The following is a 21,736-nucleotide window of genomic DNA, read 5'->3' on the forward strand; positions in this document are numbered from 1 at the left end:
ACTAAATGCGAGCTTTCGAGAGCAATAGTAGTGATCTGTCTGCTTAAAAAAATGCCTATTTTACTGATCGAGGAAGCGGACCTTGGCGCGGCCGCTTCGAACGGCAGCTTTGTCCCGCTGAGCAGACCTCGGCGCAAAACGCAGCGAAGGTCTGGTTTCCGCCCTTCTAACGGCGGCCTTCGCAGCCGCAGCGGAAACCAAGCTAACGCAGCGAACGGCAGGAATGTCCGCAGACCGACGTTTAAGCGGTGAGTATGCCGCGCGATGCACGAATGGCTGGTTCGACGAGCCGCAGCGCAGCATGTCTGCCAAAGGGTGAAAGGCGGTGACCTGCCCCCCGAGGCTCCCTCATTCATAACGAGAGTTTGCGGGTCTGGGTTTCATATTCTTCGTCGTCAGTTTGGGCAAGCGCGTCTTGCGCGGAGCCCTCAAATTGCTCAAGCGCTCGACGAGCTTCTGCCGGTGTTTGGTTCCCAAGCGATGAGTGCGGCCTGACGTTGTTGTAGTCGTATCGCCAGAGTGCCAGCTTGCGACGGGCGTCATCCAACGTATCGAAGATTTCCTCATTCAACAGCTCGTCGCGCAGGCTGCCATTGAAGCTTTCTATGAAGCCATTCTGCTGGGGTTTGCCGGGGTCGATGTAATGCCAATCAACGTCGTTATCACCGGCCCATTTTAGGATCGCACGACTGGTAAACTCCGTGCCGTTATCACTGACAATGCAGGCAGGCTTTCCATAAATACGGACAAGCGCGTCAAGTTCCCGCGCGACACGAGCGCCCGAGATGCTGGTGTCAGCCACCAAGCAGAGGTTCTCGCGGCAACAATCGTCGTTTACAGCCAGCATGCGGAACTTGCGTGACGCGCCGAACGTATCCGACACAAAATCTAAGGACCAACGCTCGCCAGGACGCAAAGCAACCGGCATTGGTGTCCGCGAGCCACGCGCACGCTTGCGGCCCCTGCGCCGTCTAACGCCCAGCTTTTCTTCAGTATAAAGGCGATACAGTTTCTTGTGGTTCATGATCCTTCCCTTGCGTTCCAGCAGCACACCGATCCGGCGGTAGCCAAAGCGCCGTCGCTTGCTGGCAATCGCTTTCATCTCTTCGCGAACTTCTGGATTATCCGGTGACTGATCGCGCCGGACGGTCTTGGGATCGACACCGACAAGCCTGCACGCCCGGCGCTGCGAGATATCATGGTCTCGCATTGCCTTGCGTGCTGCGGCCCGTCGCACATTCGGTGTCGTCAGTTCTTTCCCAGCAAATCCTTCAACACAACATTGTCCAACATCGTGTCCGCCAGAAGGCGCTTCAGCTTGGCGTTCTCATCCTCCAGCGATCTAAGGCGATGAGTATCAGAAACGTTCATGCCACCATATTTGGCTTTGAACTTGTAGAACGACGCGGGACTCAAGCCATGCCTGCGGCACACCTCTGCCGTCGGCATGCCAGCTTCCTGTTCTTTGATCATTCCGATAATTTGGGCTTCAGTAAAACGGCTCTGTCGCATCTGTTTGCTCCTTCGAAGGTTGAGCAAACTCTACATTAAACTGAGGGAAGTTTCGGGGGGCAGGTCATCTCCAGCAAACTGCGGCTCGTGAGCCAATTAGATCTTGGCTGGCGATCACGATCCCGTGATGTCGGCCGTTCACTTTAGTTGCTTTTGTCGGTGATTTTTCTCTTCAATCTGCTCCATGCAAACGTTCTCTCTCAATGGCCGAGCGATTAGGGCAGACTGCAAAAAGTATGCACCTCCTCTTGAGTTTTTTCCATTCTACATCTGGGGGGATTACCCAAAAAGGCCCGCTACAATCTTTCAATAGAGGAACAAAGACAAAAGTCTTTTCGCTAAACCTTCCGAAATCCTCGGACGCCGACAAGAGCTTCAGACCATCTTTCTAAAAAGACTTCAGCTTCGCAAGGGCCTGCCGGGAAAAATGAAAGACCTTCCCTACTTTGGAATTTTAAGTCGACCCCGTTTTTCCCGCGACTTCATCAAGTTGGAAGTTTCCAAACCTTATCGGCGTTCTTATTGAAATAAATCGGAAATATAGTTGAGAGAGATTTTCGCATCAATACAAACCAGTATGATTTTTCCATATTTTTCATCTATTACTGGCCCGTAAGTTTTGCACAGTTTGACATTGTTAAGTTCACTTCCAGAAAAACTTTTTCGCGCATGTTTTTTCCTTTTAGAAAAAATGAATTTCCGAGCGCGCGGGATCTAAATTTTCCTTTTAGCAATACTGACAATCGCACCGGTTTTTTCCACCACATGTCTGGGCGAATTGTCGACGTTATGAGGTGGGATCCGGTACCAGAAATTTCCGCCATCGAGGGATTTTATGAAACCTCTTCCTGCAAATACTTCCATCCGTTAGATTTTCTATAAAATGGAAAAAACAAGTTATTCCAAACGATTGCAAGGTGCACTGCCTTCTTTACAGGCCAACTTTCTTGCGCTTCATCTTGCTCGAGATATCGAGGCGCTTGTCCTTCGACACCGCCAAGTTGAGGAGCCTACTGAACCATGCCTACGCATAAAAATCACGACTCCAAGGCCTGTGGCTGCTGCGGGCGTTGGGTTGATTGGACCCATTCTCCGTTAAATCGCCAACAGGCTTCGCATGTTTTGGGCATTTCAATTGGAACTCTATTCAAGATCCGCAAACAATATGGTGCCAGTTACGAAATAGCAGCGTGCCACCGCGGAAACATTGTTTTCTACCAACACCATATCGAAACCATAAAGGAGATACTTAAATGGGAAAATACGAGAACATCAACGGCTCGCCAGCCTGCTGGCATCCCTTTTGGAAGGAAACCTCGTGGTGCTACGACTTCTATGTCGAAGGCCACCGTTACCGGAGGTCGACGGGCGTCTGCGATCCAAGCAAGATTAAAATAGCTAAGCTCGTAGCGGAAGGGGTTTACGATGCTGCATGGGAGCGGGCGCTCTCCCCACGTCCAACCTTCAGAGAGGCCGCTCAGCTCTATGTCGCAGAATTTGGCGCTCATGAAGAAGAGCTCAGACCAATCGTCGCTTACTTCGGCGACAACCTACGGGTCGATGAAATTGACCCGTTCCTGATCAAGCAATGCAAAGTGGCTCTTTCAAAACCGCATTGGAAGGCCGGGACCAAGCGTCGCCAAGTGTCCGTACCGCTGAAGGCGGTACTTAACAACGCATTGGGCCTTCGTCCGGAGGTCCATGAAGACGACGTCCGCAAACGCATTCTGACGCCGGAAGAAGCCGAGCGTCTCATCAGGGCGGCGGTGAGCCCGCCAGAGACTGTCCGAGATCCGCACCGCCGCCTGTTGAAGATGATCGCTTTCCTGCTCGGCAGCGGTGCGACCCCCGGTGAGATGTTCTGCGTGCGCGCGGAAGACGTCAATCGACAGACGGGTGAGGTCTGGATCCGTGGCGATGAGGTTGGCGCCGGGAAGACAGCGTACCGCCCCCGCATGCTGCTGCTCCCAGAGAAGGCCTGGGACCTGATGGGTGACCTGCCATCGACGGGACGGGTGTTCCTGTCCACCAGCGGCAAAGAGGTAATCCCTGACGGACGGCGCGGTAGCACGGTGATCCGACAGTTCCACAAGCTCCGCGAAGCGGCGGGTCTGCCTGAGGTAGATGCGAACGGTGAGAAGCTTGTTTTTTACAGTTTGAGGCATGTATGGGCCACTTGGTTCAGCGCAATGGTCGGAGATCAGGACCGACTGATAGACCGGGGCGGCTGGAGCGATGCTGAGATGGCGCGGCGCTATCGCAAGTATCCGACCGCAGATCTGGGTGACCGGCTGCGGGCCCATGGCTGGGAGTTCAAACCATGATGGGCAAGATTTGGGAATCTACCCTAAGGGCAACAAAAAAGCCGCTGAATTTCAGCGGCTTACCCAGAGTGCCTGCGGCCTTAGCAGGGGAGCGCCTTCGACCACTCGGCCACGTCTCCGTCGACGCGTATATCCAAGAAAACCCGTGGGGCACAAGCGGTAATCTAAGAAAATAGGATGAATTTCGTTATAGCCGGATGCGGGGGCTATCGCTGCTTGTGGGTGCGCGCAGGGTGATGCGCCCACGTGAGCGCCGATCTGCGCAGATGGTACGTCAGGGGCGGTGCCAGCATCGTTTCGCAGGGAACCGGCGGGCCGTTTGTGACGGGCCCGCCGGTTTGGATCAGGTGTTGAAAAGGAAGTGCAACACGTCACCGTCCTTGACGGTATAGCTTTTGCCTTCGGCGCGCATCTTGCCGGCCTCTTTGGCGGGGCCTTCACCACCCAGACCGACGAAATCGTCATAGGCGATGGTTTCAGCGCGGATAAAGCCTTTTTCGAAATCACCGTGAATCACACCCGCAGCTTTGGGCGCAGAAGTGCCGGCCTTGATCGTCCAGGCACGGGCCTCTTTGGGGCCGACGGTAAAGTATGTTTCCAGGTGCAGCAGCTCGTAACCCGCGCGGATCAACCGGTCAAGCCCGGCTTCCTCAAGACCCATTTCGTCAAGGAACATGCTGGCTTCTTCAGGCTCCAGCTGGCTGATCTCCTCTTCGATCTGCGCCGAGATCACGACGTGGCTGTTGCCCTGCGCCGCGGCCATCTCGCCTACTTTGGCGGACAGCGCGTTGCCTTCTGCGGCCTCGGATTCGCCAACGTTGCACACGTAAAGCACCGGCTTGGAAGTCAGCAACTGCAACAGGCGCCAGGCTTTTGCATCGTCGGCATCTACGTCGACGGTGCGTGCGGGATTGCCGTTTTCGATGGCGGCTTGCGCGGCGGCCAGCAGGCGGTCTTGTTGCGCTGCGTCCTTGTCGTTGCCCTTGATTTTGCGGACCAGACCGGCGCGGCGTTTTTCGATGCTTTCCAGATCGGCGAGCATCAGTTCGGTATCAATGGTTTCGGCGTCAGCCACGGGGTCAACGCGCCCTTCTACGTGGGTCACGTCGCCGTCTTCAAAACAGCGCAGCACATGGGCGATGGCGTCTGTTTCGCGGATGTTTGCAAGGAACTGGTTGCCCAGTCCTTCGCCTTTGGACGCGCCTTTGACCAGACCGGCAATATCGACGAACGTCATCCGTGTGGGGATGATCTGCTTGGACCCGGCAATTTCGGCCAGTTTATCAAGGCGCGCATCCGGCACCGCGACTTCGCCGACGTTCGGTTCGATTGTGCAGAACGGAAAATTGGCCGCCTGCGCTGCCGCTGTTTTGGTCAGCGCGTTGAAGAGGGTCGACTTGCCGACATTCGGCAGACCCACGATTCCCATCTTAAAGCCCATGACAAGCATCCTTTATAAGTTGGCGTTGTCCTAGGGTTTCAACTGACTTTACGCAAGTCTTAGCGCATCCGCCGGTCCTGCCGCGTCTGATAAATCAGGATCCACGCAAGGATGATGAACATCGGATGGGTCAACCCGCCCGAAAAGATCACAGCCGGAATCCAGATCAGGAAAACGACAATCGCCGTAAAAATCCGTCCTGTCAGCAGGATGGAAAGCGGCGGCAACAGCAGGGCGAGTACATAATTCATGACGTTGATGTAGGCGGGGGTGGCGCAATTTAAAGGACCGCGCCTCGCGTAGATGCATAAAAACAGCGCCTTGCCGAGAAGTTTTTCAGAAAATCCCCCAAGCACACCCGCGGAGTTGGATTGATTTCCCGCGATATATTCGGCATTGCAGCAGGGTAACGTAAAAAGGCCGCCCTCATGACACGTATCGACGCCAAATTCGCTGACCTGAAATCCCAAGGCAAGAAAGCCTTTGTTGCCTATGTGATGGCCGGCGACCCAGACTTTGATACATCGCTCGAGATTGTGCGCGGCCTGCCCGGCGCTGGCGTCGACGTCATCGAACTGGGCCTGCCCTTCACCGATCCGATGGCCGATGGTGCCGCCATTCAGTTGGCAGGGCAACGCGCCCTTGAAGGCGGGATGACACTGGATAAGACGCTGGCGCTTGCCGCTGCTTTCCGCGAACACGATGACACGACGCCGATCGTTTTGATGGGGTATTACAACCCGATCTATTCCAAGGGCGTGGATACCTTCCTTGAAGCCGCCAAAAAGGCCGGCGTCGACGGGTTGATCGTTGTGGATCTGCCACCCGAAGAAGACAACGAGCTTTGTTTGCCAGCACAAGCCGCCGGAATGAATTTTATCCGGCTTGCCACGCCGACCACCGATGACAAGCGTCTGCCGCGCGTTGTGCAGAACACCTCGGGCTTTGTGTATTACGTGTCGATCACCGGCATCACCGGTTCCGCCGAAGCGGACGCGGGCGATGTCGCCCCCGAAGTCGTACGCATCCAAAAAGCCAGCGGCCTACCCGTAATCGTCGGGTTTGGTGTGAACACGCCCGCCAAAGCCGAGGCCATTGCAGGTGTCGCGGATGGCGTCGTCGTCGGGTCTGCTATCGTGTCCAAAATCGCAGACGGGCTGCCGGTTGAAGACGTGCTGAGCTTTGTCAAATCGCTCGCGGATGGTGCGCATCGGGCCTAAGGCCCCTGCCTGCCGTCCACGTGTCGTAGCGTAAAGCGATTGATTTCAACGGGCCGTATTGGTTAGATCATCTGACCAATACATAGGAACCTGCCATCATGCCCGTGATCACAACCATCGATGACCTCAAGCGCCTGCATGAACGCCGTGTGCCGCGGATGTTCTATGACTACGCGGAATCGGGCAGCTGGACAGAGCAGACCTTCCGCGAGAACACGACCGACTTTGAACAGATCCGCCTGCGCCAGCGTGTCGCCGTGGACATGAGCGGCCGCAGCACCAAGACGCAGATGATCGGGCAGGATGTGGCGATGCCCGTGGCGCTGGCCCCCGTTGGGCTGACCGGCATGCAGCACGCCGACGGAGAGATCAAGGCCGCCCGCGCCGCCGAAGCCTTTGGCGTGCCCTTTACCCTGTCGACCATGTCCATCAACTCGATCGAGGACGTGGCAGAGGCGACAACAAAACCCTTCTGGTTCCAGCTATATACCATGCGCGATGAAGATTACGTCGCCCGCCTGATCCAGCGCGCCAAGGATGCCAAATGCTCGGCCCTTGTGATCACGCTTGATCTGCAAATTCTGGGGCAGCGGCACAAGGACCTGAAAAACGGTCTGTCAGCTCCGCCCAAGCTGACCGCCAAAACGCTCGCCAATCTGGCAACAAAGTGGAGCTGGGGCATCGGCATGATGGGGGCCAAGCGGCGCAGCTTTGGTAACATCGTGGGCCACGTGCACGGCGTTGACGATACCGCAGATCTTGGCGCTTGGACGGCTGAACAGTTCGACCCGACGCTCGACTGGGACAAGATCGCCAAGCTGAAGGAACAATGGGGCGGCAAGGTCATCCTCAAGGGCATTCTGGATGCGGACGATGCCCGGATGGCGCTGAAAGTCGGGGCGGATGCGATTATCGTCAGCAACCACGGCGGACGCCAGCTGGACGGGGCCATCAGCTCTATCCGCGCACTGCCGTCGATCCTTGATGCGGTCGGCGACCAGATCGAAGTGCATTTGGACAGCGGAATCAGATCCGGCCAAGACGTGCTCAAGGCCATGGCGATGGGGGCAAAGGGCACCTATATCGGGCGCGCGTTCATCTACGGGCTCGGGGCGATGGGTCAGGCCGGCGTTACCTCTGCGTTAGAGGTGATCCACAAAGAGCTGGACCTGTCCATGGCGCTTTGCGGTGAGACCTCTGTCGCGGCGTTGGGCAAGCATAACCTGCTTATTCCAAAAGGCTTTGAGGGCGACTGGCAGCCCTGATCCGTACGCCACCCCTTCCACATACACGTGCCCCCGTTGCTATGCGGGGCGCGTGAAGGGGGGCGCAGATAGCCGGAGGTGCTGCCCGCCAAGGTCGCAAACCACGTCACACTTGCGCAAAATCGGCGTTTTAGCCTTTTCCGCAAGCCAAAACCCGTCTATATGCGCGACTTCACGCGGACATACAGCCTTGGAGGATGTCCGCCCTAAACATATTGGAGATTATAATGGCTGGCGAGATTCCTGATCTTGAAGCTTTCGAACGTACGGGGACAGGCAAGGGCGCCGCTCGTCAAGCACGGCGCAACGGCATGGTTCCTGGTGTTATTTTCGGCGGTGACCTTGATCCCATGCCGATCAACCTGGACTTTAACAAGCTGCTGACCAAGCTGCGCGCAGGCCGCTTTAAGGCGACACTGTTCAACATGAAAATCGAAGGCCAAGAAGACGTCCGCGTCATCTGCCGCGATGTTCAGCGTCACGTTGTTAAAGACCTGCCAACGCACGTCGACTTCATGCGCCTGAAGCGCACCACCCAAATCAACCTCTTCATCCAGGTTGAAGTCGAAGGCGAAGAAGTCAGCCCCGGCATTAAAAAAGGTGGCGTTCTGACGCTGGTCCGTCCCGAGGTCGAACTGGTTGTGACCGCAGGCGATATCCCTGATCACATCACAATCGACGTTTCCGGTCTGGAAATCGGCGACAGCGTGACCATCTCGAGCGTGAAGCTGCCAGACGGTTCCAAGCCGGTCATCGACCGTGACTTTGTGATTGCTCAGGTTTCCGCACCTTCCGGTCTGGCGAGCCAGGACGACGAAGAAGACGAAGACGTTGCAGCAGACGAAGTGCCAGCAACAGAAGTCAAAGAAGACTGATACTGCTATATCCGCCGCGCCAACGGGTGCGGCTGGATCGAGACGGGGTCGCCATGGGCGGCCCCGTTTTTCGTTGGGGCGTTATTTCGTTTGGCTCTACGGTCTGTTATCCTTGGCCAAACAAACGTTTCTATCCATCATAAGGGGTCCGCATGAAACTGATCGTAGGGCTTGGCAATCCGGGCGCGAAATACGCGGGCAACCGGCATAACATCGGCTTTATGGCGCTGGACCGCATCGCGCAGGACCACGGTTTTGCCGGATGGAAAACCAAACATAACGGGCTGACGGTCGAAGGACGCATTGGCGCGGATCGTGTGGTCTTGCTCAAGCCCGAAACGTTCATGAACAACTCTGGCCAGTCGGTGCAGTCGGCGATGCGGTTTCACAAGCTTGAACCGGCGGATGTGATTGTGCTGCATGACGAGATCGACCTCGCCCCCGGCAAGGTAAAATGCAAGACTGGCGGCGGGCATGCGGGGCACAATGGCTTGCGGTCGATCCATGCGCATATCGGCCCCGACTATGACCGCGTGCGCCTTGGCGTGGGGCACCCCGGACACAAGGATGCCGTCCCTGGCTATGTGCTGCGCGACTTTGCCAAGGCAGACCAGGACTGGCTGGATGATGTTTTGCGCGGTATCAGTGACGGTGCAGCCGAACTGGCACGTGGCGACACTGCGAAGTTTATGAACGCCGTCGCCCTGCGCGTCGCCCCGCCACGATCTGGTACCGGCACGAAGAAACCGGCGGCTGCGCCGGCCAACCCCCAAGCCGCAGCGCCAAAGCCCCCACAACCAGCGGCACACCCCGAGCCTGCCGCCAAATCAGACGAGCGCAACCCGATGCAAAAGCTACTGGACCGGTTCAAATGACACTGCAAGCCGCCTTTGAACAGCAGGCAGACCATTGCATCGCATTAGACTCTCCCTTCATGGGGCAGCTGATGCGCGTGCTGGCGCGGGACTGGCCCGCAGAAACAGCCCTTGGCCGCAAATTCGCAGCTTTTGAGGGGGATATCGGGCCCTCTGGTGCCTCGCTGCCGCTGCGCATCGCCGGCGGGCTGCATGCATTGGTGTTGAAACGCAAAGCGCCTGCGCTGATCGCCGTTTACCCGCCCCATAAGGCCAGCGACGCCGCCTTGTCAGAGGCCGTGCGCGACGCGATCACCACGCACGAAGCCTTCCTGCTTGACTGGACCGACAGCGCGCCGCAGACGAACGAGGTCCGACGCTCTGCCGCGTTGATCGCGGGTGCCCGCGTCGCTGCGCAGCATTTCAACCTGCCGATCCGGCTGTCCGAACTGGGGGCCAGCGGCGGGCTGAACCTGATGTGGGACCACTTCGTGCTTGAGATCGACGGGCACCGGTACGGTCCGAATATGTCAACGATCCTGCTGTCTCCGGACTGGAGCGGCAAGCTGCCGCCAGCGATCACGCCGCAGATAGAAAAGCGCAAGGGCGTCGACCTGAACCCCCTTGATCCCACGCGGCCCGATCATTTGCTGCGATTGATGTCCTATATCTGGGCGGACCAACCCGACCGGCTGACGCTGACCCGGACGGCTGCTTCGGTCATGGCGGCGCAGGTGCAAGGCGGTGATGCGGTAGACTGGCTGGCGCGCACGCTGCCCAAATCCCCCGAAGGCTGCCTGCATCTGATCCAGCACACCGTCGCTTGGCAATATTTCCCCAAGGACGCACAGGCCCGCGGCAAGGCCCTGATAGAGGCCGCCGGCAAACGCGCCACACGCAACCGCCCGCTGGCGTGGCTGTCGATGGAGCAAGACGGCTCGGGCCTGAAAGGGGCCGCGTTGACCCTAAGGCTCTGGCCTGGTGACATCACCCTGCCCTTGGCGCGGGTCGATTTTCACGGCCGCTGGATCGATTGGACCTACACCGGCTGACGCCAAGTTTATCTGGCACCACCGCAGCCTTCGTGCTTGGGTACCCCCGCATATCAGGGAGGATTTCATGCGCACATTCGGGAAGTGGCTGGGCCGTATTTTACTGGCTCTTGTCGTGGCTATGGTCGTTGTGGGACTGTGGAAACGCGAAGAGATCACGCGGCTGCTGGCGGTGAATTCGCTCTTTGCCGAAGACAAGATCGTGCATAACTTCAGCCATATGGACGCGGCCTTTCTGTCCAAACCCCTGTCGCGCGGCGATGGCCCCACGGCAGAGCTGTCTTACGGTGCCGAATACGCGCCACCCGCCGAGGTCAACGATTGGATCGAGGCGCGGGATGTGACGGCATTGGTGGTGCTGAAGGACGGGCAGATCGTCTACGAGAACTACTTTAGGGGCACCCAGCCAGATGACCTGCGGATCAGCTGGTCGGTCGCCAAAAGCTACCTTTCCGCCCTTGTAGGCATCCTGTTGGACGAAGGGGCCATCGCCTCGATTGAGGATCAGGTCACGACCTATGCGCCCAACCTGAAAGGCACCGCCTACGACGGGGCGACCCTGCGCAACGTGTTGAACATGGCCAGCGGCGTCACCTTTGACGAAGACTATCTGGACCCGGATTCGGACATCAACAAAATGGGCCGCGCCCTCGCACTTGGCGGAGAACTGGACGACTTTACCGCAGGCCTCAAGGATACGTTTACCACACCGGGCAGCCAGTGGCAGTATGTGTCGATCGACACCCACGTCATCGGCATGGTCGTGCGGGGGGCGACGGGGCGGTCTGTCACCGATCTTTTGTCGGAAAAGGTCATCACACCTATGGGGCTGGAACACGCCCCCTATTACGTCACCGACGGCGCAGGCGTGGCGTTTGTGCTGGGCGGATTGAACCTCACCACCCGTGATTATGCCCGCATGGGGCAGATGTTCCTGCAAAACGGGCGCTACAACGGTCAGCAGATCGTGCCAGCGGAATGGGTCGCCGCCTCTACCGCGCCTTCGGCCCCGACGTCAGAGGGACAAATCAGCTATGGCTACCAGTGGTGGATCCCCCAGGGTGCGACAGAGGGTGAATTCATGGCCCGCGGTGTGTATGGTCAATACATCTACATCAACCGCGCCGACGGGGTGGTGATCGCGACAAATGCCGCCGACCGCAAATTCCGCGAGGCGGGCGTCAGCGATCAGAACATCGCCATCTTCCGCCAGATCAGCGCAGCCTTGGGGGGCAAATGACACCTGACCACAGCATCAATATCCTTGGCGGCCCGCTGGCCGTCTGTGGCACCGACCCTGTGACGGGCTTTTTCCGCGACGGGTCATGTAATACCTGTGCCGCCGATCAGGGCAGCCACACGGTCTGCGCGATCATGACGGCCGAGTTTCTGGCCTATTCCAAATATGTCGGCAACGACCTGAGCACCCCGCGCCCCGAATTCGGCTTTGCCGGACTGTCTGCGGGGGATGCGTGGTGCCTATGCGCGGGACGGTTCCTGCAGGCCGCCGACGAAGGGTGCGGGCCATTGGTCCATCTTGAGGCGACCCATCAGCGCGCGCTGGATATCGTGCCGCTGCGCGTGCTGCAGGCCCATGCGCTGACCTCTGAGTCAGGGGGCAACTGATGCTGCGGTATGCCTTGACCCTGACCGCGATGCTGGGGGCACTGCCCGCAATTGCGCAAGAGGCGCTGCGCCCGCAGGAACAACTCCGTCTTGACCGGCTCGAAGCCGTCGCGGGCAACGCCTTGCTGCAAGCGCTCCAGAGCGCCAGCGCGGAGGACCTCTCCGCGCTGGCGGGCGCACTTTCCGGCACGCCGCAGGTCGCCTTTGACGAAGGGCTAGCAGGGGATTGGTCCTGCCGCACGATCAAGCTGGGGGGAATGCCGGCGCTGGTGGTCTATAGCCCGTTCAAATGCCGCCTGACCTTTCAGGGCAACGGTTATTTATTCGAAAAGCTCAGCGGATCGCAGCGCACTATGGGGTTCATCACGTTGCGGGACGGGCAAGCGATCTATGCGGGCGTGGGTTACGTCGCGGGGGAGACGCCCCCCGCTTACAACGCGCTGCCACCCGAGTTTGCCGGTGATGGCACGGTGCAGCCTGATGTGGCGGTGTTTGAACGCGTCAACAACCAGCGTGCGCGGCTGATGTTTCCTGCACCTGTGGTCGAAAGCGATTTCGATATTCTGGAACTGACCCGCTAAAGGCAGCCCAAAAAGCAAAGGGGGCGATGAACCGCCCCCTCTGATCGCCTAGATTTTCATGTCAAAACCAAGCGCCTTGGCGACGGTAAAGATGTCTTTGTCGCCGCGCCCACACATGTTCATGCAGATGATATGATCCTTGGGCAGCTCTGGCGCGATCTTCATCACATGCGCCAGCGCGTGGCTGGGTTCGAGCGCGGGGATGATCCCTTCGAGCGCGCAGCTCAGCTGGAACGCCTCAAGCGCTTCTTTATCGGTGATCGACACATATTGCGCGCGGCCAATGTCGTGGAGCCAGGAATGTTCAGGCCCGATACCGGGGTAATCTAGACCCGCGGAGATAGAGAAGCCTTCGAGGATCTGCCCGTCGTCATCCTGCAACAGATAGGTGCGGTTGCCGTGCAGCACGCCGGGGCGGCCACCGGTCAGCGACGCGCAATGCTCCATTTTTTCGTTCACACCCTTGCCGCCTGCTTCGACGCCGATGATGTTCACGTCTTTGTCGTCAAGGAACGGATAGAACAGCCCCATCGCGTTCGACCCGCCGCCAATCGCCGCAATCAGCGTATCGGGCAGACGGCCTTCGGCGGCATCCATCTGTTCGCGCACTTCCTTGCCGATGATCGATTGGAAATCGCGGACCATGGCGGGATAGGGGTGCGGGCCGGCAACTGTGCCGATGCAATAGAAGGTATCGCGCACGTTGGTCACCCAATCGCGCAGCGCGTCATTCATCGCGTCTTTCAGCGTGCCACGCCCAGACGTCACGGGGATCACTTCGGCCCCAAGCAGACGCATGCGGAACACGTTGGGGGCCTGACGTTCAACGTCATGCGCACCCATATAAACGACGCATTGCAGACCGAACTTGGCGCAGACGGTCGCAGTGGCCACACCGTGCTGGCCCGCACCGGTTTCCGCGATGATCCGTTTTTTGCCCATGCGACGCGCCAGAATGATCTGGCCCAACACATTGTTGATCTTATGCGCGCCGGTGTGGTTCAGCTCGTCCCGCTTCATATAGACTTTGGCACCGCCCAGATGATCGGTCAGACGCTCTGCGAAATACAAGGGGCTGGGGCGACCGACGTAGTGGGTCCACAGGTCGTTCATTTCAGCCCAAAAGATGTCGTCCGTCTTGGCCTTTTCATATTCCGCCTCGAGCTCGAGGATCAGCGGCATCAGGGTTTCCGACACAAACCGCCCCCCGAAATCGCCAAAGCGGCCATTTTCGTCAGGGCCGGTCATGAAAGAGTTGAAAAGATCATTGTCCATGGAGGTGCTCCTTGCGCTTGGCGACCAGCCTTAACGCCCCCGCCGCGGCAGGTAAAGACGGGGCGCGGGCGGCAACGTGTCTGCGCCGCCCGCCACCTGCAAAACGCTGCGGAAAAGCGCGTATCTCGTTGACGTTTCCGACCGCCGAGGCATCTGCCCCTAGTCGAAGAGCTTGAACAAACCGCGCCGCAGCTCGTCTTCGACTTTTTGCTTCAACGCATCCTCGACCGATTGCCCGTCCTGCCGCGACACGCCAAGCTCCTCCTCAAGTTTTTCGTTCAGCTTCTGGCGGGCCTTTTCTTTTTCTTTGGCAAAGTTCATGTCGACCGCCGCCTGCAAATCCGGCTTGATCCGGGGCGCGGCCCACGGCCCGAAGATGCGCACCGGAATGGCCAGACCGCGATCGCCGTTTACCTGCAGCGCCTTGGGTGTAACGGTATAATCCAGTGTCTGTGCCCCCAACCCCACCTGCCCCGTTCCCGTGGCGGTAAAGTTAGGCAGCTGCATTAGCAGGTCATCATTGCGCAGCACGCCCTGATCCATGTCGAATGTCGCCGCAAGTGAATCAAACACAGTCGTCCCGCCCTCGGCATCAAAGTTCCCCATCAGCGCGTCCAGATCGATGCCGTCGATATGGCCACGCCCGACATTCACCGCCCCCGATCCGCTGAGCGAGCGCATGATCGCGTTCAACGACGCCCCAGAGCCAAGGAAGGATACTTCGGCATCGCCCGCCCCATGGAACCGGCCCAGCCCAGCGGTTTGCTGCAGCAACGGCTGCATGGCGATGGATTGCGCATTCAACGCGCCGCCCACAGACAGGCCATTGCGGTTGTTGATCACGAACTCGCCGCTGATCACACCGGCATAGGCTCTGATCTCGCGCAGTTCGGCCACCAGTCGTGACCGGTCGTTGCGCAGCAGCACACGCGTTGCACCAAGTGACAGCGTGCCCAGATCAATGCTGTCCGCCCGCAGCGCGATTTCGCCGTTAAACCCCGCCAGCGCGGAGGCATCAATCGGCGCGGTTGACCAGCCCGGCGACGATGCAGGCGCAGGTGCTGCAGTGCCCGATGCCGGCGCGGGACTGCCGCTGGTGTCGCTTCGTGCAAATCCGGTCAGGTCCAGCGTGCCCACGTTGAATTGCGCGTTCACATCCGGCGTGCCGTTCAGCGTAATATCTGCCGCACCTGTCAACGCATTGCCGCCCAGATCAGCCACCACATCGCGCAGGGCCAAACGCCGGTCCGGCGTCAGCGTCAAGTCGAGCTTTATATCAGTCGTTTTTCCCAGGCCTTGCGGCAGCGCGACGGCACCTGCCCCTAAAGCAGCAAGGAAGCGCTCTGTATTCGACGTCTTGAACCACAAGTCACCTGCAACCGCCCCGCTCAACCCCGCCCGACCGGCCAGCGTGACGCCACCGCCTTTGGTGTCGACACGGGCGCGCAGCGGGCGGATGTCGCCGTTGAGGAATTGGTCAAAGCGGTCAATCGTCGCTTCGATCGTCACGCGATCCGCAGCAGGGCGCAGCGCGGCCTTGATCACGGCCTTGCCCGCACGTTCAGGCCAATCGAGCGACAGGTCGACGCCTGCGAAACGCACCAGATCGGCACCTTCGGCATCATAGATCAAGGTCGCGTCGGTAATATCGAGCCGCTGGATCGTCAGCGGGCGCGGGCTGCGGGCGGGGGCTGTGGGCGCGGTTTCGATTGACGCGGCACCGCCGCCATCGCTGAACTGCCAGCTCGCGCGGCCGTCACGCCGCTGCTCAAGCCGGATCGTGGGGCTTTGGGCTTCGATGTTAGTGATCTTGATCTCGCCCCGGAGCAGCGCCATGGCATCGACGCCAATCGCCGCATTGGCCGCAGACAACATCGCCCCGTCTTTGGCCCAATCTGCGTTGCCGACTTCAAGCCCGCCTGCGGTCACCCCCAGCACAGGCCAGAACGTCAGGCCTACATCGCCCGTAATCGTGACCTCGCGGCCGGTCAGGTTGTGCAGTTGATCCGCCGCGATTCGCGCAATGCGATCGGCAGGCAAAAGAAACAGCGACCCCGCGGCCACCGCTAAAATCAGCAACAGAATGCCAATTGCCCGAAAAATCCACTTCATTGCCCGTCTCCTTGCCCGATGCGAGGCCTTTCCCAGACCCTTTGCATGGCTTATAGCGCAGTTCATGAGCACAAACCCACCAAATCTACGCCCCGATCTTGCGCCCAAAGCACAGATCAGCAATCCGTCCCGCCCCGGCCAGCCGACCATCGGCATGGTATCGCTTGGCTGCCCCAAGGCGCTTGTCGACAGCGAACGGATTTTGACGCGCCTGCGTGCCGAAGGCTACGGCGTGTCGCCCGATTATGCCGGCGCAGATGCGGTGATCGTAAATACCTGCGGGTTCCTTGATTCCGCCAAGGCCGAAAGCCTTGATGCCATCGGCGAGGCGTTGAAGGAAAACGGCAAGGTGATCGTGACCGGCTGCCTTGGGGCCGAGCCGGATTATATCCGCGAACATCACCCCCGCATTCTGGCCGTCACTGGCCCGCACCAATACGAACAAGTGCTGGACGCCGTGCATATGGCCGTGCCGCCGTCGCCCGATCCGTTTATTGACCTGCTGCCAGCGCAAGCCGTCAGCCTGACGCCGCGCCACTACAGCTACCTGAAGATTTCCGAAGGCTGTAACCACAAGTGCAAGTTCTGCATCATCCCCGACATGCGGGGCCGCCTGCAGTCACGCCCTGCGCACGCGATCCTGCGCGAGGCTGAAAAGCTGGTGCAGAACGGCGTGAACGAGCTGCTGGTGATCTCACAGGATACCTCGGCTTACGGCGTCGATATCAAACACGCCGAAGACCGCGGTCACCGCGCGCATATCACCGATCTGGCGCGTGATCTGGGCTCGCTTGGGGCATGGGTACGGCTGCATTACGTCTACCCCTACCCCCATGTACGCAACCTCATTCCCTTGATGGCCGAAGGCTTGGTGTTGCCCTATCTCGATATTCCGTTCCAGCACGCACATCCCGATGTGCTCAAACGCATGGCCCGCCCTGCGGCTGCGGCGAAAACGCTGGATGAAATCGCCGCGTGGCGCGACACCTGCCCCGACATTACCCTGCGGTCGACTTTCATCGTCGGCTATCCGGGCGAGACCGAGGCCGAATTCCAGACCCTTCTGGACTGGCTCGACGAGGCACAGCTTGATCGTGTGGGCTGCTTTCAATACGAGAACGTCGCTGGGGCGCGGTCGAACGCATTGCCGGATCACGTGCCGGACGAGATTAAGCAGGACCGCTGGAACCGCTTTATGGAGAAGGCGCAGGCCATCTCTGCCGCCAAGCTTGAAGCCAAGGTCGGCCGCCGCATGGATGTGATCATCGACGAGATCGATGACGAGGCCGCCACCTGCCGCACCAAGGCCGACGCGCCAGAGATTGACGGCAACCTGTTCATCGACGAAGGCTTTGAAAACCTGAGCGTTGGCCAGATCGTGACCGTCGAAGTCGAAGAAGCCGGCGAATACGATCTTTGGGGGCGCGTGGTCTAGGCCACCGCGCTTATCCCTACACGATTGGAACAGGCGAAGCGCTTTGGCGTTCCTGTTGGCGTTGCTATACCCCACCGCGACCGCACCCTATATTGTGGACAGCCAACAACATCGCCCTACATATAGACATGTAACAGCGCGGAAAGAGCGTTGCTCTTGAAAAAGCATCAACGATGTTCTATATATGTTCCAACCAGAACAAGGGGGTCCACACGATGTCCTACCAACCGCAGTTTCCCGGCATGTTCGATCCCGGCCAAGGGGCCGTACCTGCCCAGACAGAAGATTCCGCCCGCGACGCGCGCGCAACATTGCCGCCAACGGAAAAGCAGATGCACTACGCTGCGTCGCTAAGCCTCAAGACCGGCGCGCCGGTGCCAAAGCAGGTGCAAAAGAACCGCGCCGCATTGTCTGAATGGATCGATGCCCACAAGCCCAAGCCGGTCGAAGGGCCGTTTTCGCAGTACCCGTCGTCAAAGCAGGTTGCCTTTGCCGAACGCATCGCGCGGCTAAAGCGGCGCGATATCCCGCAGGAATGTTTTCGCGACAAGACGATGATGTCACGCTGGATCGACGGAAACAAACCCCGTTGATCCGGCTGCAAGCCAATCGTCTTGTGGCGGTGCCTATACCATTGGATAGGGCGTGATACCAAAGTGACGTGATTTAGGTGAAATCGGATATTGGAATGACATAATCCAGTGCTAGATTTGTTTCATGGCTTATCCGCACCCCACCGCTGACACCCTCGCCGACGGCACGATCCACGTGCTGGGTTTGGGGTTCGCCATACCCGCAACGATCTTACTGACCACCGATGTCGCGGGTCAGGGGGGTGCGCTTACGCCGACGCTGGTCTATGCGGCCTGCTTCGTCATGTCGCTTCTGGCATCTGCGATTTACCATCTTGTGCCCTTTGACCGCCCCCGTGCCCTGTTGGGGCGGATCGACCATGCGGCGATCTATTTCAAGATCGCGGGCACCTACACCCCTCTCGTCATGTTGATTGGGACGGGTTTCGCCTATGGCATTCTTGCGGTCGTCTGGGCGCTTGCCATTATCGGGGCCATCGCCAAACTGTCGTTCTGGAGCACGGAATCCAAAGCGTCGCTGTATCTGTACCTTGGCATGGGGTGGCTGTCTGTGCTGCTGGTCTGGCCGATGTGGCAAAGCCTGCCCCCTATGGCGCTGACGTTGATTGGCGCTGGCGGGCTGATCTATTCGCTGGGGACCGTGATTTTTGCCCACCCCGGCATGCGTTTTCAGAATGCAATCTGGCACAGCTTCGTGCTGACAGCGTCCATCTGCTTTTTCGCAGCGATCTCTATCAGCCTGTAGCCCGCCTTAGGCTGCATCCAGATAGGCGCGCACACAGGATTGCACATGGCGAAAACGGTCGCCGCCGAGATGTTTGCCGCCATACCAGCGGGTGACCACGATCAGATGATCTTTCAGACCTTCGCGCTCCAACATGCGGATGATGACCATCCCCGCACCGGATTCCCCGTCATCGCCTTTTAGCGGGCCGCCGTCTGACAGCAGCACCGCCCAGGTGTTATGGGTCGCTTTGGCATAGCTTTTATCGCGCTTAAGCTCTTTCAGCGCAGCATCCACCGCAGCGCGATCAGATGCGGGGCAGCCCGACACGGCATACTTGGACCCGCGGTCCGAAAGTATCTGGCCAAGCTGCCGCATCAAGTGTCGTTACATCCCTGCCGCTGTTCGGCGCACCGTATCCAGACGCGACGCGTTGGGCGGGTGAGTTCCGAGGAAACGGTCGCCGGGATCAGGGATACGGGTAAAGAATTCGGCCCCCCGCAGCGGATTATAGCCGGCACGCGCGGTGATGATGGTGCCCAAAGCATCTGCCTCAAGCTCGAAATCCTTTGAATATCGCCGCGCCCCCACCTGTGCCCCAAGTCGTTGCGCCGATTCGACCGCAGTCGGATCGCCACCGCTGAGTGTCGCAAGACCGGCAAAAATCACCGCACCGGCCACCGCGTTTTGTTGCTGGCGCGCAATATGGCCTTCGATGTGGTGGGCGGCTTCGTGCCCCATGACAAAGGCGAGCTCGTCCTCGTTCCGCGCATCCGCAATCAGCGCGAGGGTAAAGGCAATAACGGGACGCCCCGCCTTGTCTTCGGTCTGATAGGCGTTGGCAGGCTGGCCCGGACGGTCGTCTACCACAATGTTGAAATCGCAATTGACTTGCGACGTGCGCGTCCGACATTCGCGTTCCGCGACGGGTTCGACGGTTCGCAACACGCGGATAAAGCTGCGTGCCGATTCATTGGCCGAAAAGCCTGCGGGTTGCCCCTGATCAGGTTGGGTGGTGACAGGTCCCGACAGTGTTGTCGGTTCACACGCGGCGATGAATGCCACTGCGGCCAGAGCAAAACAGTATCTCAACATTACGTAACGTATCCTCAAAAGGGCACCGAATAGAACTACCACTGGTTTAACGTGGCAGCGCTGATTTGAACAGACGGTGCAGTGCTGCTCTTGCATTGGACCGCCGAAAGAATACTGTGCCGGCATGTTTACGATTGAACACGAATTCGATGCCAGTGTGATCACGCTGATCGACGAAGGCAAAGCACCCTTGCGTGAAGACGTGACGGTGCAGGCTTTTGCCAGCGTCATCACAATCGAGCAGTGGGACCCGCGCACAAACTCTGTTTCCAAAATCAGCCTCTCGCCAGAGCAGCTGAATGATCTGACAGCTGCGCTGAACCTGCCCGAAGGCATCTACCGCACCGCGCCCAAGCGGTAGTTAAAGGAAAGAAAATGGCCACCGGCACACATATCAAGACGTACTTCGAAGGCAGTTGGCACGAGGGCGACATCTCTGTCATCAAGGCCGCTGACCACGGCGCATGGCTGGGCACGACCGTGTTCGACGGCGCCCGCCTGTTCGACGGACTGAGCCCGGATCTGGAGGCCCACTGCGCCCGGATCAACCGGTCTGCCAAGGCGCTGATGATCACCCCCACGGTCGAGACAGACGATATGATCGAGATGGTGCGCGAAGGTCTGAAAAGCTACCCCAAGGACGCCGCCGTCTATATCCGTCCGATGTACTGGGCGCTGGCGGGCGATGAATTGGGCATCGTGCCACTGAAGGACGCGACCGGTTTCGCCATCAGCCTTGAACAGATCCCCATGGCCGCACCCGATGCAGCCACCACCCTCACGCGGACTCGTTTCCGGCGTCCCGTGCTCGAAGATAACGTGGTAAACGCCAAGGCGGGATGTCTGTATCCGAATAACGCGCGTATGATGGTCGAGGCGCGCTCCAAAGGGTTTGGCAACGCGCTGGTGGCTGACGCGATGGGCAATGTTGCGGAATCGGCCTCTGCCAACGTGTTTATGGTCAAGGATGGCGAGGTTTTCACCCCGATCCCCAACGGCACGTTTCTGGCAGGTATCACACGCGCACGGCACATGGCGAACATGCGCGCCGACGGGATCAAGGTGCACGAAACCGTCCTGAGCTTTGATGATTTTCACGCCGCAGACGAGGTGTTCTTGTCCGGCAACATGATGAAGGTCACGCCGGTAAAGGCCTTTGATGACACCCAGTACGACATCGGCCCCATGACCCGCCGCGTGCGCGAGATGTATTGGGATTGGGCGGCCTCTGACCGTGGCTGATCCCGCGCCCCGCTGCTTTGCAGGAGAAAGCTATGCGTAAATTTATGGTCGTGCTGGATGACAGCCGCGAATGCCTGAATGCCATGCGATTTGCCGCGATGCGGGCGTCCAACTCTGGCGGCGGCGTCGTTGTGCTATCGGTCATCCCGCCGGATGAATTCAACCACTGGATTGGTGTGGCCGAGGTCATGCGTGACGAGGCCCGCGAACGGATCGAGGTGCATTTCGAGGTCTTCGCGAAATGGATGCGGGACCGGCTGAACGTGGAACCCACTTTGGTCATTCGCGAAGGTGTGATCGTGGACGAGATCATCAACCAGCTGGACGAAGACCCCCAAGTCGGCGTGCTGGTGCTCGGCGCGGGTACGGATAAGAAATCCGGCCCCGGCCCCTTGGTCACCCAGCTGTCGCGCAACGCAGGCTCGCTGCCGGTACCGATTACGATCGTTCCCGGCGACATGAGCAAAGAGCGCCTAGAGATGATTACCTAAGGCGGCACGGCAAGCCTCC

General features: G+C 59.1%; 22 protein-coding genes. 15 read left to right on the plus strand and 7 right to left on the minus strand.

Annotated elements, in window-relative coordinates:
• Nucleotides 1–352: 352 nt before the first annotated feature.
• A protein-coding gene (locus tag E5180_RS10100; protein WP_138922942.1) for an IS3 family transposase occupies nt 353–1,512 on the minus strand; the annotation gives its coding sequence in 2 pieces (ribosomal slippage) (nt 353–1,263 and nt 1,263–1,512; 1,161 coding nt in all).
• 1,253 nt (nt 1,513–2,765) lie between these two features.
• Here E5180_RS10100 and E5180_RS10105 point away from each other — a divergent pair.
• On the plus strand, nt 2,766–3,836 hold the full coding sequence (locus tag E5180_RS10105) for a tyrosine-type recombinase/integrase (protein WP_138924267.1): 1,071 nt from the start codon (nt 2,766–2,768) through the stop codon (nt 3,834–3,836).
• 343 nt (nt 3,837–4,179) lie between these two features.
• On the opposite strand, the gene ychF is transcribed toward E5180_RS10105, so the two are convergent.
• Both ychF and E5180_RS10115 read right to left on the minus strand, forming a co-directional pair.
• Nucleotides 4,180–5,277 (minus strand): redox-regulated ATPase YchF, encoded by a 1,098-nt coding sequence (ychF, locus tag E5180_RS10110; RefSeq protein ID WP_138924268.1) that lies wholly within the window; start codon nt 5,275–5,277, stop codon nt 4,180–4,182.
• A gap of 59 nt (nt 5,278–5,336) precedes the next feature.
• Nucleotides 5,337–5,528, minus strand: coding sequence for a hypothetical protein (locus tag E5180_RS10115; protein WP_138925188.1), 192 nt, complete (start codon nt 5,526–5,528; stop codon nt 5,337–5,339).
• Between the two features lie 177 nt (nt 5,529–5,705).
• Here E5180_RS10115 and trpA point away from each other — a divergent pair, with 177 nt between their 5' ends.
• From trpA to E5180_RS10155, 8 genes are all read left to right on the plus strand, one after another.
• Nucleotides 5,706–6,497 carry a tryptophan synthase subunit alpha gene (gene trpA / locus E5180_RS10120; RefSeq protein ID WP_138924269.1) on the plus strand — a complete coding sequence of 264 codons (792 nt, stop codon included), beginning with the start codon at nt 5,706–5,708 and terminating at the stop codon, nt 6,495–6,497.
• Nucleotides 6,498–6,595: 98 nt separating this feature from the next.
• Nucleotides 6,596–7,762 (plus strand): alpha-hydroxy acid oxidase, encoded by a 1,167-nt coding sequence (locus E5180_RS10125; RefSeq protein ID WP_138924270.1) that lies wholly within the window; start codon nt 6,596–6,598, stop codon nt 7,760–7,762.
• Nucleotides 7,763–7,989: 227 nt separating this feature from the next.
• Complete coding sequence (locus E5180_RS10130) at nt 7,990–8,637, plus strand: 50S ribosomal protein L25/general stress protein Ctc (protein WP_138924271.1); 648 nt, start codon at nt 7,990–7,992, stop codon at nt 8,635–8,637.
• A gap of 152 nt (nt 8,638–8,789) precedes the next feature.
• The gene (gene pth / locus E5180_RS10135) at nt 8,790–9,512 is read left to right on the plus strand and encodes an aminoacyl-tRNA hydrolase (RefSeq protein ID WP_138924272.1); all 723 of its coding nucleotides are present in this window, start codon (nt 8,790–8,792) and stop codon (nt 9,510–9,512) included.
• Nucleotides 9,509–10,543 carry a DUF2332 domain-containing protein gene (locus tag E5180_RS10140; protein ID WP_138924273.1) on the plus strand — a complete coding sequence of 345 codons (1,035 nt, stop codon included), beginning with the start codon at nt 9,509–9,511 and terminating at the stop codon, nt 10,541–10,543. Before pth ends, E5180_RS10140 begins: the two co-directional genes overlap by 4 nt.
• 67 nt (nt 10,544–10,610) lie before the next feature.
• A complete protein-coding gene (locus E5180_RS10145) occupies nt 10,611–11,783 on the plus strand; it encodes a serine hydrolase domain-containing protein (protein ID WP_138924274.1) in 1,173 nt (390 codons plus the stop codon).
• Nucleotides 11,780–12,169, plus strand: a complete 390-nt coding sequence (locus E5180_RS10150) for a DUF2237 family protein (RefSeq protein WP_138924275.1) — start codon at nt 11,780–11,782, stop codon at nt 12,167–12,169. The genes E5180_RS10145 and E5180_RS10150 overlap by 4 nt, the downstream gene beginning before the upstream one ends.
• Nucleotides 12,169–12,750 carry a DUF4893 domain-containing protein gene (locus E5180_RS10155; RefSeq protein WP_138924276.1) on the plus strand — a complete coding sequence of 194 codons (582 nt, stop codon included), beginning with the start codon at nt 12,169–12,171 and terminating at the stop codon, nt 12,748–12,750. The genes E5180_RS10150 and E5180_RS10155 overlap by 1 nt, the downstream gene beginning before the upstream one ends.
• Before the next feature lie 48 nt (nt 12,751–12,798).
• Here the strand turns inward: E5180_RS10155 and trpB are convergent, their stop codons facing one another.
• Both trpB and E5180_RS10165 read right to left on the minus strand, forming a co-directional pair.
• The gene (gene trpB, locus E5180_RS10160) at nt 12,799–14,025 is read right to left on the minus strand and encodes a tryptophan synthase subunit beta (RefSeq protein WP_138924277.1); all 1,227 of its coding nucleotides are present in this window, start codon (nt 14,023–14,025) and stop codon (nt 12,799–12,801) included.
• 159 nt (nt 14,026–14,184) lie between these two features.
• Entirely contained in the window at nt 14,185–16,137 is a 1,953-nt protein-coding gene (locus E5180_RS10165; RefSeq protein WP_138924278.1) for an AsmA family protein, read from the minus strand.
• A 64-nt stretch (nt 16,138–16,201) separates the two neighbouring features.
• Between E5180_RS10165 and rimO the strand changes: the two genes are divergently transcribed.
• From rimO to trhA, 3 genes are all read left to right on the plus strand, one after another.
• Entirely contained in the window at nt 16,202–17,572 is a 1,371-nt protein-coding gene (rimO, locus tag E5180_RS10170; RefSeq protein ID WP_138924279.1) for a 30S ribosomal protein S12 methylthiotransferase RimO, read from the plus strand.
• 173 nt (nt 17,573–17,745) lie between these two features.
• Nucleotides 17,746–18,165 (plus strand): hypothetical protein, encoded by a 420-nt coding sequence (locus E5180_RS10175; protein WP_138924280.1) that lies wholly within the window; start codon nt 17,746–17,748, stop codon nt 18,163–18,165.
• A 124-nt stretch (nt 18,166–18,289) separates the two neighbouring features.
• Nucleotides 18,290–18,910: a PAQR family membrane homeostasis protein TrhA gene (trhA, locus tag E5180_RS10180; RefSeq protein ID WP_138924281.1), complete on the plus strand. Its 621-nt coding sequence runs from the start codon at nt 18,290–18,292 to the stop codon at nt 18,908–18,910.
• A 6-nt stretch (nt 18,911–18,916) separates the two neighbouring features.
• Here trhA and E5180_RS10185 read toward each other — a convergent pair whose 3' ends face one another.
• The gene (locus E5180_RS10185; RefSeq protein WP_138924282.1) at nt 18,917–19,267 is read right to left on the minus strand and encodes a YigZ family protein; all 351 of its coding nucleotides are present in this window, start codon (nt 19,265–19,267) and stop codon (nt 18,917–18,919) included.
• 9 nt (nt 19,268–19,276) lie between these two features.
• Nucleotides 19,277–19,984: a M48 family metallopeptidase gene (locus E5180_RS10190; RefSeq protein ID WP_093731328.1), complete on the minus strand. Its 708-nt coding sequence runs from the start codon at nt 19,982–19,984 to the stop codon at nt 19,277–19,279.
• A 124-nt stretch (nt 19,985–20,108) separates the two neighbouring features.
• On the opposite strand from E5180_RS10190, the gene E5180_RS10195 reads away from it, so the two are divergent.
• From E5180_RS10195 to E5180_RS10205, 3 genes are read left to right on the plus strand one after another with little or no spacing between them, the layout of a single operon-like run.
• Complete coding sequence (locus E5180_RS10195; RefSeq protein ID WP_093731329.1) at nt 20,109–20,345, plus strand: hypothetical protein; 237 nt, start codon at nt 20,109–20,111, stop codon at nt 20,343–20,345.
• A gap of 14 nt (nt 20,346–20,359) precedes the next feature.
• Entirely contained in the window at nt 20,360–21,226 is an 867-nt protein-coding gene (locus E5180_RS10200) for a branched-chain amino acid aminotransferase (RefSeq protein ID WP_138924283.1), read from the plus strand.
• A gap of 32 nt (nt 21,227–21,258) precedes the next feature.
• On the plus strand, nt 21,259–21,717 hold the full coding sequence (locus E5180_RS10205; RefSeq protein ID WP_093731331.1) for a universal stress protein: 459 nt from the start codon (nt 21,259–21,261) through the stop codon (nt 21,715–21,717).
• Nucleotides 21,718–21,736 lie beyond the last annotated feature (19 nt).

Source organism: Sulfitobacter sp. BSw21498, assembly GCF_006064855.1.
GTDB lineage: Bacteria > Pseudomonadota > Alphaproteobacteria > Rhodobacterales > Rhodobacteraceae > Sulfitobacter.